The organism is Bacillus sp. CHD6a (genome assembly GCF_001293645.1).
GTDB lineage: Bacteria > Bacillota > Bacilli > Bacillales > Bacillaceae_I > Sutcliffiella_A.
This window is the reverse complement of record NZ_LBMD01000003.1, coordinates 177909-191884: the sequence shown is the minus strand read 5'-3', so window position 1 is coordinate 191884 and position 13976 is coordinate 177909. Positions and strand designations below refer to the sequence as shown.

13 protein-coding genes are annotated in these 13976 nt (G+C 33.8%); 10 read left to right on the top strand and 3 right to left on the bottom strand.

The window, feature by feature from the left end; translation table 11 throughout:
* The first annotated feature begins 116 nt into the window (after positions 1–116).
* From AAV98_RS05480 to AAV98_RS05450, 6 genes are all read left to right on the top strand, one after another.
* The gene (locus AAV98_RS05480; RefSeq protein ID WP_060664561.1) at positions 117–1487 is read left to right on the top strand and encodes a UDP-glucose dehydrogenase family protein; all 1371 of its coding nucleotides are present in this window, start codon (positions 117–119) and stop codon (positions 1485–1487) included.
* Positions 1468–2499: an SDR family NAD(P)-dependent oxidoreductase gene (locus AAV98_RS05475; RefSeq protein ID WP_060664560.1), complete on the top strand. Its 1032-nt coding sequence runs from the start codon at positions 1468–1470 to the stop codon at positions 2497–2499. Before AAV98_RS05480 ends, AAV98_RS05475 begins: the two co-directional genes overlap by 20 nt.
* A gap of 37 nt (positions 2500–2536) precedes the next feature.
* Positions 2537–3526: a UDP-glucose 4-epimerase GalE gene (gene galE, locus AAV98_RS05470; RefSeq protein ID WP_060664559.1), complete on the top strand. Its 990-nt coding sequence runs from the start codon at positions 2537–2539 to the stop codon at positions 3524–3526.
* A gap of 17 nt (positions 3527–3543) precedes the next feature.
* On the top strand, positions 3544–4449 hold the full coding sequence (gene galU / locus AAV98_RS05465) for a UTP--glucose-1-phosphate uridylyltransferase GalU (protein ID WP_060664558.1): 906 nt from the start codon (positions 3544–3546) through the stop codon (positions 4447–4449).
* A 166-nt stretch (positions 4450–4615) separates the two neighbouring features.
* The gene (locus AAV98_RS05460) at positions 4616–5851 is read left to right on the top strand and encodes an O-antigen ligase family protein (protein ID WP_060664557.1); all 1236 of its coding nucleotides are present in this window, start codon (positions 4616–4618) and stop codon (positions 5849–5851) included.
* A 259-nt stretch (positions 5852–6110) separates the two neighbouring features.
* The gene (locus tag AAV98_RS05450) at positions 6111–6356 is read left to right on the top strand and encodes a DapH/DapD/GlmU-related protein (protein WP_060664555.1); all 246 of its coding nucleotides are present in this window, start codon (positions 6111–6113) and stop codon (positions 6354–6356) included.
* A 1423-nt stretch (positions 6357–7779) separates the two neighbouring features.
* Here the strand turns inward: AAV98_RS05450 and AAV98_RS05435 are convergent.
* Positions 7780–8121, bottom strand: a complete 342-nt coding sequence (locus AAV98_RS05435; protein ID WP_060664552.1) for a hypothetical protein — start codon at positions 8119–8121, stop codon at positions 7780–7782.
* Between the two features lie 59 nt (positions 8122–8180).
* Here AAV98_RS05435 and AAV98_RS19870 point away from each other — a divergent pair, with 59 nt between their 5' ends.
* Positions 8181–8414: an SMI1/KNR4 family protein gene (locus AAV98_RS19870; RefSeq protein ID WP_082380793.1), complete on the top strand. Its 234-nt coding sequence runs from the start codon at positions 8181–8183 to the stop codon at positions 8412–8414.
* Between the two features lie 458 nt (positions 8415–8872).
* Positions 8873–9244 (top strand): immunity 22 family protein, encoded by a 372-nt coding sequence (locus AAV98_RS05430; RefSeq protein WP_060664551.1) that lies wholly within the window; start codon positions 8873–8875, stop codon positions 9242–9244.
* Positions 9245–9596: 352 nt separating this feature from the next.
* Here the strand turns inward: AAV98_RS05430 and AAV98_RS05425 are convergent, their stop codons facing one another.
* Together AAV98_RS05425 and AAV98_RS05420 are read right to left on the bottom strand one after the other, a co-directional pair.
* Positions 9597–9878 carry a DUF948 domain-containing protein gene (locus AAV98_RS05425; protein ID WP_060664550.1) on the bottom strand — a complete coding sequence of 94 codons (282 nt, stop codon included), beginning with the start codon at positions 9876–9878 and terminating at the stop codon, positions 9597–9599.
* A 123-nt stretch (positions 9879–10001) separates the two neighbouring features.
* Positions 10002–11057, bottom strand: coding sequence for a YcxB family protein (locus tag AAV98_RS05420; RefSeq protein ID WP_060664549.1), 1056 nt, complete (start codon positions 11055–11057; stop codon positions 10002–10004).
* A 165-nt stretch (positions 11058–11222) separates the two neighbouring features.
* Between AAV98_RS05420 and AAV98_RS05415 the strand changes: the two genes are divergently transcribed.
* Entirely contained in the window at positions 11223–12296 is a 1074-nt protein-coding gene (locus AAV98_RS05415) for a serine hydrolase domain-containing protein (protein ID WP_082380782.1), read from the top strand.
* Between the two features lie 14 nt (positions 12297–12310).
* Positions 12311–13951, top strand: coding sequence for an ABC transporter transmembrane domain-containing protein (locus tag AAV98_RS05410; RefSeq protein WP_060664547.1), 1641 nt, complete (start codon positions 12311–12313; stop codon positions 13949–13951).
* Positions 13952–13976 lie beyond the last annotated feature (25 nt).

Here is a 13976-nt window from a genome sequence, read left to right as displayed (position 1 = left end):
TTCTAATAAAGGCTTATTGATTTAAATAGTAGCACTTTTTTATGAGACATTCCTATAGTAACTAGTGAGATGATTATTCAATTAAGAAATATTAAAATAAAAAGGCAGGCGTAACTATGTATAAAATAGCAGTAGCTGGAACAGGATATGTCGGCTTGGTAGCAGGAGTTTGTTTTGCTGAGGTATGCCATCAAGTAACATGTGTTGATATTGATGAAAAAAAAGTTAATATAATGAAATCTGGGGTTTCACCAATTTACGAAACACACTTAGAAGAATTGATGCAGAAGAATTATGCTGCAGGGAGAATTGATTACACAACAGATTATCGAACAGCATATAAGGATGCAGATGCTATATTTATCGGTGTGGGTACCCCAGAGCAACCAGATGGTTCTGCAAATTTATCACATATTGCAACTGTTGCTAGGCAAATTGCCGAATCAGTAGAAAAAGACTGTCTTGTAGTTGTAAAATCTACAGTTCCAGTTGGTACAAATGATAAAGTAGAACAGTTTATACAAGACTTTTTAGTTAATGATGTAAAGGTAGAAGTGGCATCTAATCCTGAATTCTTGGCGCAAGGATCTGCAGTCCATGACACATTAAATGCGGAAAGAATAATTATTGGAACTGAAAGTAAATGGGCTGAAGATTTACTTATGAAAATTTATAGGCCATTTCAATTACCAATTGTTTCAGTGAATAGAAGATCGGCTGAAATGATCAAGTATGCATCGAATGACTTCCTTGCTCTAAAAATTTCCTATATGAATGATATTGCTAACCTTTGTGAATTAGTGGGTGCAGATATTCAGGACGTTGCAAAAGGGATGAGCTTTGATGAACGAATTGGAAGTAAATTTTTAAACGCTGGAATAGGTTTTGGGGGTTCATGTTTTCCGAAGGATACAAAGGCTTTGGAGTATATTGCAAAACAGAATGGATACGAGCTTAAAACAGTTAAAGCCGCTATTGATGTAAACAAAGATCAGAAAACTATTCTATATAAGAAAGCTAGTAAAAGGCTAATTACTTTTAATGGCCTTAAAGTGGCTGTACTAGGGTTAACCTTCAAACCTGGAACAGATGATTTAAGAGAAGCGGCATCTCTTGAAAATGTGCCATTATTATTGGAACAAGGTGCAGATATCTATGCGTACGACCCTGTCGGAGCTGGAAATTTTGCTAAGCTTTATACGGAAGGGAAGAATGCCAAAGGAAGCATCACATATGTTTCGAATATCGAACATGCTTTAGAAGATGCAAATGTCTGCTTCATCTTTACTGAATGGGGAGAAGTGAAAGTGGTAGCACCTAAAAAGTATAAAAAGTTGATGAGAACCCCCTTGGTATATGATGGAAGAAACATGTACAAGGTAGAAGATATGGAAAAAGCAGGAGTGGAGTACCACTCAATCGGTAGAAGATCAACAAGTAGAGAAGGGTCGAAGGAGTCGATAAACCTTGAATCACAAACCTCATAATGCAAGTAAAACATACCTAGTTACCGGAGCAGCAGGATTTATTGGTTATTATCTGTCTAGAAAATTATTAGAACAGGGCTGTAAAGTAATTGGTGTTGATAATATCAATGATTACTATGATGTAAATCTTAAATATGCTAGATTGAATTTGCTGGAGCCATATGAGAGGTTTACCTTTATTAAAGGTGATATCTCTAACAAAGAAATGGTCATGAATATCTTTGAAGAGTACAAGCCTGATATTGTTGTAAATCTAGCTGCTCAAGCTGGTGTACGCTATTCTATAGAAAATCCCGATGTGTATATCCAAAGTAATATAATAGGCTTTTACAACATTCTTGAAGCTTGTAGACACAATCCAGTCGATCATCTTGTTTATGCATCATCTAGTTCAGTTTACGGAGCAAATAAAAAAGTCCCATTTGAAGAAACGGACTTTGTAGACAATCCAGTATCACTATATGCTTCTACTAAGAAATCAAATGAATTGATGGCACATACGTATAGTCATCTTTATAAGATTCCAGCTACAGGACTTCGATTCTTTACTGTATACGGCCCAATGGGCCGACCAGATATGGCTTATTTTGGATTTGCAAATAAATATTTTGCAGAAGAACCAATTAAGATATTTAATAATGGGGATTTTGAAAATGACCTTTACCGTGATTTTACTTATATAGATGACATCGTTGAGGGGATTGAAAGGTTATTAAATAATCCACCTGGAAGTGACGTACAACATAAAGTCTATAATATTGGAAACAATAGCCCAGAGAAGTTGATGATATTTATTGAAACGTTAGAAAAGGCTTTAGCCAAATCTCTAGGAAAAGAAGTACAATTTGAAAAGATCTTTGAACCAATTAAGCCAGGTGATGTACCAGCTACTTATGCTTTAACTGAGCGATTACAGAAAGCAATTGGGTTTAAGCCGGAGACTTCAATTGAAGATGGATTACAGAAGTTCGCCGATTGGTATGTAGATTATTATAAATATAGAAATCGGTAGTTTTTTTGTTATTTTTTATTAGGTGGTGCAAGGAGTAATGTCAATTTTGATAACTGGTGGTGCGGGATACATTGGATCTCATACAGTTAAATTTTTTATAGAACAAAGTGAAGATGTAGTTGTTGTTGATAACTTGCAAAGTGGTCATAAAGATTCTGTTGATGTAGAATACTTCTATCAAATTGACCTTAGAGATATGAAAGCTTTAGATAAGGTATTTAAGACTCATGATATTGAGGCTGTTATTCACTTTGCAGCCAATTCTTTAGTAGGAGAGAGTATGCAAAACCCTTATGAATATTACCATAATAATGTTTATGGGATGATGTGCCTTCTAAATGTAATGAAGAATAACAATGTAAATAAAATTGTATTCTCCTCTACTGCAGCTACTTATGGCGAACCTACGAATATTCCAATACTAGAAGATGATGAAACTAATCCTACTAATACTTATGGAGAAACAAAACTTGCCATGGAAAAAATGATGAAATGGTTTGAGAGAGGGTATGGTATTAGATATGTTTCTCTTAGATACTTTAATGCTGCAGGAGCAGATGAAACTGGTATGGTTGGAGAAGATCATAATCCTGAGACGCATCTTATTCCATTAATATTACAAGTACCACTAGGAAAGAGGGATAAGGTTTTCATCTTCGGTGATGACTACCCTACATTAGATGGGACTTGTATTAGGGATTATATACATGTAATGGATCTTGCGTCAGCTCATCATTTGTCTTTGCAATATTTAAGGGAAAATCAATCTAGTGATATTTTTAATCTTGGAAATGGAAATGGTTATTCAGTTAAAGAAGTGATTGATGTTGCAAGGCAGGTTACAAAACATTCAATACCTGCGGAAGTAAAAGAAAGAAGAGTTGGTGATCCAGCTATATTAATAGCTTCATCAGATAAAGCTAAAGATGTTTTAGGTTGGATCCCGAAGTTTGGCTCTTTAGAGAAAATTATTACTGATGCATGGAAGTGGCATGTCAATAATCCGACAGGATATCCTGAAAAATAATCAAAGGAGTGTTAGTGGTGCAATTGCGCAAAGCGATTATACCAGCGGCGGGACTTGGAACTAGATTTCTGCCAGTAACTAAAGCACAACCTAAGGAAATGTTACCTATTGTAGACAAGCCTACACTTCAATACATTATTGAAGAGGCAGTCAAATCTGGGATTGAAGAAATCCTTATTATTACAGGAAGAAATAAAAAAAGTATTGAAGATCATTTTGATAAATCAGTAGAATTAGAATTTGAATTAGAGGTAAAAGGAAAATATGATTTATTAGAGGAAGTTAGGAGAATATCTGATTTGGTGAATATTCACTTTATACGTCAGAAAGAACCTAAAGGGTTGGGACACGCTATTTATTGTGCTAAAAGTTTTATAGGGAATGAGCCATTTGCGGTAATGTTAGGTGATGATATTGTTGAAAATGATAAGCCTTGCCTTCTACAACTGATGGAAATGTATGAGCAATATAAGACTACTATTTTAGGTGTTCAAGAAATACCTCGTGAGAGTGTGAATAAATATGGGGTAGTTGAGGAAAAGCAAATTGAAGAAAGATTATATAAAGTTAATGGATTGGTAGAAAAGCCATTGGTTGAAGAAGCTCCCTCTAATATAACAATTCTAGGTAGGTATGTAATCACTCCGGCTATTCTTGAAATATTAGAACAAACTGAGCCGGGAAAAGGTGGAGAAATTCAACTTACTGACGCTTTGAAGGTACTAGCCCAGAAAGAAGCAATGTATTCATATATATTTGAAGGAAGAAGATATGACGTAGGTGATAAACAAGGTTTCCTGCAAGCAACGGTAGAGTTTGCACTTCAAAGAGAGGATCTTCGAGAAGAGTTCATAGATTATTTAGTAAATATAATTAATAGAGAAGAAAAGAAGGAATTAATGGCTATACCTGCTGGTGAATAGGAAAAGATAGTATTGATTTATTAATTAACAGTACAAGGTAATTCTACTTTACTCAACCACAGAATCTTATGAGAACAAGATTAAGAGAATTTTTTTTGCTAGGGTTATTATTAAGTACTCTGATGAAAAATAGGCTATTTAATTTAATTTGGAATGGTGGACTAGAATGATTTACTTATATTTTATTCTTTTAGGTTTTATTAGTGCTTTTAGCATTGATGAATGGGTACCTATACCCATGCTGATTTCATCATTGTTATTAGTTAATTTAACAATAATGACTTTAAAAAATAACCAAATTAAATTGATAAAACCAAATTTATTGCTGGGCTGGTATGGATTCTTTATAGTCCTATTACTAAGCTTTTTGCTACAAATTTATTCTATTGGATTTCAAATCAAAGGATTTACTCATGCGTTGTCATATTTTGCTATATTTTTTATGTACTACTTTATAGTTGAAACATCATTAAAATTCTATAAACCTCCAATAAAGAAAATATTTAAATATATATCGCTAGGTGTAATTTTTGTTTCTGTTTTTACTATTGTGGAGTTTATATCTAAAAATTTCCTATATATTGACTTTGATCGTTTTATTTATAGACCATTAGTACAAGAATATACTGCAATTTATAACTTTGGGGGTAAATACCTTTATCGGGCAAGAGGTACAGCAGAAGAATCAGGACCTATGGCAATGTATCTACTTATGTTTTTGCCGTTTGTTGTATATAATTATAAATATTTTTATCCTAATAAAAAGAAGTTGCTATTATCTCTTATTATTATTCTTTTTGCTTTATTAACAACATTTAGTGCAATTGGATTTTTCGAAATGATAGTAGCATTAATTATTGTCCTACTTTACTTCGGATATAAAAAAATAAAGATAGGTTTTACAAGGAAAGAGTACGTACTTATATATAGTATTACAATTCTATCAATATTAATGAGTTTTTATTTTATATTCTTCAATCGTGGTTTTAACTACTTAGAAGGAATTCTAAATAAAATTACACTTAGTAATTCTGGATCCGTCGACTCAAGGTTAGATAGATGGTCGTTTGCTTGGGAATTAATTATGGAAAAGCCAATTTTAGGAAGCGGTCCAGGTATTACAGCAATTCTGAATGGTACGGGTAGTACCAGTGTTTATATGGAAGTGTTAGCTGAGGTAGGATTTATAGGATTTCTTCTTTTTATCCTCATCTTTTTTATTACATTTATTTCTATTTTCAAACTAAGGGGAAATATTAAATTAGTATACCTTTTTTCTTTTATTGTTATGATTACACATTTATTTGTAATATCTCAATATTGGAACCCTTGGATTTGGGCTTTATTAACCATAATAAACTATAATGTTTTTGTTGAAAAGAAGGCAGGGTTAGATAGGTGATAAATAAAACAATAGACCGAATGGTTCAATATTATAGAGATGTTTTCTTAAATACAGTAGCTTCATCTTATATAATCCCAATGGAAATCACAAAGTTAATTTATAATCTCATGGGAGTCAATACTATGACGAAAATAATAAGACCGGGGTGTTATTTTGGAGGAAATAACATAAAGATTGGGAAGGGGACCACAATTAATGGTAAATGCTATTTTAAAATAGTGCCTATATTGAAATAGGGGAGAATTGTAATATTGCAATGGAGGTTTTATTTTGCACATCCACTCATGAGTTTGGAACTTGTGAAAGAAGAGCAGGGAAACCATATGGGAAACCAATTAAAATAGGTAATGGTTGTTGGGTTGGAGCAAGAGTGACTATATTGCCAGGAGTAACAATTGGTGATGGTTGTATTATTGCTGCGGGTTCGGTAGTAACAAAAGATTGTGAATCAAACAGTTTATATTCTGGAGTTCCTGCAAAACGAGTTAAAGGTCTTCAATAGGTATTTAAATGTTTATTAACTGAAGTAGGAGTAGAATCAAAATTGAACCACCCATTGCCCTTAAGGGTGGTTATTTTATCATCTTAATGAATCCATTAATATATTGTAAATTTAGGTCTTGCTAGTTGAATCTCTGCACATATATACAAAACTCACATGCTCGACCGATATTCTCTTTTGTAATTGGATCTCTATAATAAATTTCATAATCTCCACAGACTGAACATTCAACTTCGTGAATAACTTCTCGTTCACCTAGTAATCTATCCAATAAAAGTTCAAAATCCATTATGCCACCACCTGTATAATATATTTTTGTAACATTATATACAAAGATTTAATGAATTATGAAAAAATTATAGCGTTAGTTCATTGGATATTATTAGGTGAATTGTTAGTTAACCCTTTGCACTGAAAAAAGACAAATCCTTATCTAGGGAGGACAGCTAAATGTAACTATATCCCCAAGTCCCGTGATACTTTGGAGATCAGATAAAGAATAAAGGAGTATTTTGAGAGTTAATTTTACTTACTTGGCCAGAGTTGATTTGGCGGGCTTAATTGTCACAGTTACTCCATCTCAAAAAAGGACCATGCTGTTTAATTGGCATAATCCTCATAATTTAATCCTTCCTATATCTACATAAAATCTCTTCTTTTACAATTTTGCCCCACTCAAGATCAATAAGCATTACATATAAATTGGCTCGAAGGGATACAGGCGGCCTTCTCTTTATCATATCGAAATCTTTTTCATCGTTAACAACGATTGTAAATTTATCTGAATCGAGTATCTCATTTATTGATATTCGACCATACAGGTGAATAATATTTGAGAAAGATGAATAAAGACGTCCGGGAATACTAGGCCTAAATTCTAAAAACCATTTATTATAGCCTTCATAATCAATGCTAAGTACCATATCTGGGCGAGTAAATCTTCCTTCAAAGAAGCATGGGGACGGACCTCTGCTTCTTTTCTATCTTTATACCTCAAAGTAAGGAAGCAAAGGACCGTCTCCCGCTTCATCTGATTACTAATCAGATATACTGCGGATACTTTTGTGTACCAGCGATATTATGTTACCGATACGTTAGCCGGGAAAATGACTGAAAACAGAGGTGAATTGCCTCAGTAAACAATAAGGGATCACCCAGGCTAAAGGTTATTACCTTCGCCCCTTAATTTTCACATTCCACATAAAAAACATTTATTAGAGAAAATACTTAATTGGACAGAATTTTGGCCGCAATGTAAGCATTTTTTATACTTGAATTTTTGCTCGTTTCCTTTCTCATAAAACAGAATTTCTCTTGGTGCTATGACTAATAACTTACAGAAATTCCTATAATTTATAGAATTCCATATCAAATGGTTTTTTAACCCATTTTTTATTTTCCTAGCAAGTGCATATGTCTTACTTCAATGGTACTTCTGTTCAGGTGTTATTGCATTGTATCCTCGATATTCTAAAAATAAATTAAATAATGGTAAATAAAAGTCTGGATTATAGTATTCTTCCCTTTCACGGACTTTTACTTTTGTAAATAACATTTCAGATAATATGTTACTATCAAATGCTTGTAATTGCTTATAAAGGTTACTTTCTGATTTTGATCTGAATAAAATACCATCAACTTCTGTAGGGGTTCCCATAGTGACTTCTTCGCAGCGCCTTTCATTATTAAAAATTTGTTTTTGTTGTAATGCCTTTACACTATTAATCGAACATTCAAAACAACCTAGGGAAGCACGGGGACGCACCTCTGCTTCCTCCTCTCATTCTCGCACCTTTAAGCAACGGTTGAGTTAATGTACTTGGAATAGAAAATGAAAGCTGTTGTTCAGTTGAGGAAGTTACTAAAAAGTATAGGGAATTAGATTTACCCCATCATTATGTAGTTATTCAGAATGTAGAAGAATTTATATATTGTCTAGATACGGAACAAAATAACATAATCAGGTGGGATGAATTTAGCAAGAAAGAAGTTGTAAGGTATAGTTCCTTTGATGAATACTTAGAAGACAGCTTTCAAGAGGCGATAGATAATTGGTAGATTATTAAAGGTTTGAGAAGAAGCAGGGGGACGGACCTCTGCTTCTTTTCTATCTTTTATCCCTAGAACTCACGAAATACTGAACAAGGTAGAAACAACTAAATATTTTTCTAACAACCCGAAATGAATACCTCTCGAGTCAAATCCTTTTGATAAATATCGTAAAGTAAGGAAGCAAAGGACCGTCCCTCTGAATACAATTTAAGTATTGGAATATTAGTGCAGAAGAGATCAAAGAATTAAGAACTGTTATATCAGATGTAAAATTTTTTAATCCAGATGGTGTACATGGAGGATTAGGTTCAACTTGAGCACATAATGAATTGCTAGCGATAGTAGATACTTCTATAGACTATAATACATTTATAAGAAGACTTAATAATTGGGCCAACTATAGACTCGAGGGTGGCATTTCATCTTTACCATCAGGACTAAGGTTAAATTAGGAGGATCATTTAATGGAGAAAAAAGGATGGGTATCTATTTGGTTTGGAAATTTTAGTGGTAATTCAATAGGAGAGTATGTCGATTTAGGATATGATGACGACGGAGAATCAATCCCTTCCCAATTCTTTAAAGACTTTAAAATTGATATAGATGAAACGGATGAGGATACTATAGAAAAAGCAGTTTATAACAAAAGTAGTAATGAAATCAATTTTTTGTTAAATGGATGTTCCTATGAAGAAATTATCTTACCAAAAATACAGGAAATCTGTAATATCAAGAAAACATATAATGCAGTTATTCTAATTTACAATTTTGAGTACAAAAATAATATTACATCTGCAGGAAACTTTGACTTTGTCTCAGCATTAAAGTACGAGTAAATGAAAAGAGGTAGCTAATGGGAGAAGCGGGGGGACGGACCTCTGCTTCTTTTCTATCTTTTTTCAGTAGAACTCGCGAAATACTGCACAAGGTAGAATAATTTTTTTAACACCTGGAAGTGAATACCTCACGAGTCAAATCCTTTCGATAAAATATCATATCGTAAAGTAAGGAAGCAAAGGACCGTCCCTCTGAACACATGAGGAGAGTGGGAATTGGCCATCTCTCAAAGCGAGCCGAGAAAAGATGAGTTAGTCAAAAAACTAGAGCAAATAGTCAAAAAAACACGTCAAATTTTAAACAGGTCCGTTGCATCCCATGCGACGGACCTGTTTGTCCTATTACTTCAACTTAATTTGAACTAACATTGTGTATCATATCTCCTACATCATGAGCGGACTCAATTAAAGGATCTACAGCTTTCATTTTTCCTTTTACATCATCAGAAATTTGGTTGGCTTTCTGAATTAAATCCTTTGCCTCCTCTGTTATTCCGTTCACCGCTGTCCGTGCGTCAGACAGCGTTTGTTCCGTTTCAGCAAGTGTGGTCATTACTTTTCTTAATGTCATAATCAAATAGATGACGAGAATGATAAACGTGACAGCTGCAATAACAGCACTCCACTCAAGCATTGAGACCAGCTCCCTTCTTTTACTCTAAGCCTATGAGAATAGGAGCTGAGACATTCCTTTTATCCAGTTCAACCTACGTCCATCCAAAAAAGCACCTGTTTTCCCAACAGATGCTTTTCTTTTTCAGCTCGCTTTATCCATATACACAACTTTTTTCGATCTTGCATGTTCGTTGATGATGTTTTTTAACTTTTCTTTTTCTTCGTGGTTGAGGTATGTTTGCGGCAGGATGATTGCTCTGTTTTTTGAAAAGAAAAAGAGGAATGCCGTCTTCGTTTCGTGGATAGATAAAATGTTATCCCACGTAAAGTCAGCCTGCGAGTTTGATAGGGTTTGGATAATTCCAGCTGGGCTTACCTCTAAATGAATGTCATTATGCATGCGTCGGTCACTTCTGTATTCTGATGCAGCCTTCCAATTAATAACGGTTGATAACAAAAATCTGGTGGCTATGCTGATAACTACTGCAAATGCTGCGATGAGAATGGTTATTTCCTTGAACAAGAGCAGTGCTAAAAGAATATAAAGCATACCAACCCACATCGGAAACAACACCTTCGATTTTCTTGCGAGGAAATGAATATGGGCAATATACATCTTTTCACTAATAAAGATGGTAAAGCTTACACCATCGGGGTGCTCTGATTGTTTTCTCACAACCGGCTCCGTGTATTCATAGGTAGCACCCTTAGAATTCCCATTTTCCTTGATAAGCTGACGCAAACGTTGCATCTCACTTTTCAAAAGGAATTTTTGCGGTATGACAATTGCTTTGTTTTTAGACGCGTAAAATAAAAACAGGTTTTTGGTTTCATGAATGGAGCGAATGTCTTCCCATCTTGTCAGCATTTCTGACCTTCTCACTTTTTGATAAATTCCCTCTGCATTGATTGTGTAGAAAACCTCTTGCTGCATCAACTGATCACTTCTATATTCTTTAATCCCTTTCCTTGAATACATCTTCGGTACCATAAACCAAACAATGGTGCCCATAAACAAACTGGCAACTACCATGAAAATGATGGATACATCAGGGATTGCTATAGGTATCAAGCTAGAATAGAGTATAACGGATAAAATCACATACCATATTCTTGTTTTGTTCGAATGAAACACCATATATTCCTTCATAGCTTCTTCACTTATTAAGCCACTTACTTTTATTTCGTTATTTTCCAATATAACCACCCCTTTGGTATTAATGATAACATGGCGAGGGAAGGGAAAAAGGAGACTGTCCTCTGGTTTCCACATAGCGAAGCACAGAAAGAATATTAATACAAAATTGTAATTAAATGTTAGTATAAAGATAGGTTGATAGAACTGAAAATAGTTAGGAGATTAATGATGAAAAGAACACTTGGATTCATCCTGTTGATTGGTCTAGTGGTAATGGTAAGCTATTACTCTATAGAGAAGAAAGCAACCAGCACCTCCCAAATTTCTTACCCCGAAGAAACCTGGGAAGTTGCAACTGAGGAAGAAATAGTATTCTCTTCTGATAAGAAAAATGGTCTGTATCAAGCACTTGAAAAACGGCCCGAAATCCACACCATGCTTGTCATAAAAGAAGGGAAGGTCGTAGTAGATTACGGGCATGGATTAAATACCAATGACACAACTTATTCCGTCAATTCTGTCACCAAAAGTGTTGTTTCTATCCTTATCGGAATGGCTATACATAACGGGCATATGGAAGGTGCAGAACAGCCTATTGAAGATTTCATTCCGGAGATCAAGGAAATGGAAAATTACGAAATCCTTAAAACTCTAACAGTAAAAGATTTATTGACGATGAGATCTGGTATTGAGTGGAACAAAGATTCTGAAACTGCTTTTAAAGGGCAAAGCGATATGATTAATTATGTTCTCACTAAACCTTTCGTGCAAGAGCCTGACACTATATTCACATACAATTCTGGAACATCAAATATATTAGCCATTATAGTAGAACGAGCCACTGGTCAAAACCTACTTGACTTTGCAGAGGAAAATCTATTTAGCCCATTAAAAATAGATAAATATGAGTGGGAAAAGCAAGGGGAGCACTATAAAGGAGGAAGAGGCCTGTATATTCGTCCCAATGATTTGGCTAAAATAGGCTACCTTATGCTACACGATGGTGTTTGGAAAGAAGAGAGATTATTGCCAGAAGGCTGGGTGGAGGAAAGTACAAAAATTTATTCTGATGGAAGTTATATACAAACAGATGGATATGGATACCAATGGTGGATAGGCAAATATGGGAGAGGAAAAGAATATTTCTTTGCATCTGGCGGTTTGGGGCAAGGCATATTTATTGTACCAGAAGAAGATTTGATTGTCGTGTTCACAGCGCGAATCCTAGACAATGACGATAGTATCTACTATGCATTATTGAGAAATTACTTGATTGATTATCTTGAAATTAAGCGATGAAGAGGTAGAGACTAATGATTGGTGAACAAAGGAAAAAACAACTAAACTTTTTAACTTCACTATATAAAAAGCAATTAGGAAAAATTATTTTTTCCGTTTTTTTAACCATTTGTAATACCATTGCTGGCATTCTTACTCCATTAATAATAATGTATTTCATTGATAAAATACTTCCGCAGAATGATATGGATTCTATTTTGGAATACAGTCTATACGTTTTATTGTTTTATATCACTTATACTCTCTGCGTTTTTTCTTCGTACCTTGTAGAGGGAAAAATAGTATTCAATAGTAATTTTCAATTAAGAAAAGAAGCAATAAGCTTACTTAACAAATTAAAAATACAAAAGGTGAAAAGCTCGAATAATAGTGGAGAAATGACTCAATTAATTACTCAAGATATACCAATGTGCCAGTCTATCCTTTTTTCCTCAATTGTTCCTTTAGTTATGCAGGTCACTTCATTTTTTATTATTTTTGGTGTTATCTATCAGTTGCACGCTCCTTTATCGATGCTATTATGTTTATTTATCCCCCTATATTTTATTAATTATTGGGTTTTCAATAACAAAATAGTAAACGCAAATGAACAAATTTTATATGCGAGAGATGAATGTTCAACAATCATTCAAAATATTAATCGTAATTACGAAATGTTTAAGTTGGCCAATAAAGATAGTGTCCACCATGATTCATATTTGAGAAATATAAAAAAGACTTTTAATGCCCAAAACAAAAGTGGACTATTATATAGTAGTTTCTTAGGTAGTACGTCACTTATTCAATCTCTTACATTAATGTTTGTATTAATATACGGCGGCTATAGTGTAATTACTAATACCATTTCGATAGGATCATATGTAGCAATCTGTATGTACATTACAAAGTTCTTTTCTCCAATTGATACCGTGTTGAGATTGTACATCCAACTCAATACTAGTTTATTAGCTGTAAATAGAGTAATGAATTTTTGGAGCATTGAAAAGGAATTTGGTGACAGAGAAGAATTAAACTTTAATAACGGCGAAGTGTATATTAAGCAATATCAAAACCCTTCTTTTAGCGTAGTCGATCTCTCTTTTCTAAGAGGAGATTTGAATGTACTAATAGGTAAAAACGGAATAGGAAAAACATCCCTAGTAAATTCCCTTATAAAACTCCATGAAATACCAAAAAATAAAATTTTTATTGATGGAACAGATATCTATGACGTGAATCCGGAAAAAATACGGCGAAATATATATATTTCTTTTCAGACTCCACAGTTTTTAGGTAATACGATCTCAACTCAATTGCAGCATGCTAGAAAACGCGGGTCTTATAGGAATATGGATGAAACTATTTTACGGAAAATTGATAATGAAGGAATAATGCTAATTTCAAGTTTGGAAAAAAATAAAGATTTGAATGATTTCTCTGGTGGTGAGAGGCAACTTATATCTATTGCTACAGGAATAGTTAGTAAACCAGAAATATTAATATTAGATGAATCATTTTCAAATCTGGATTTCAATAAAATAAATGAAGTAATGGATACATTGAAAAGAATTAGCAGCTATATCACCATTATCATTGTTACTCATGACCAGAACATAATAAAAGAAGCTGATAGAGTCGTAAACCTTTCCCAAAATTCACTAAGTTCCATTTCTTAATTACATGAAACATTATATTTATACA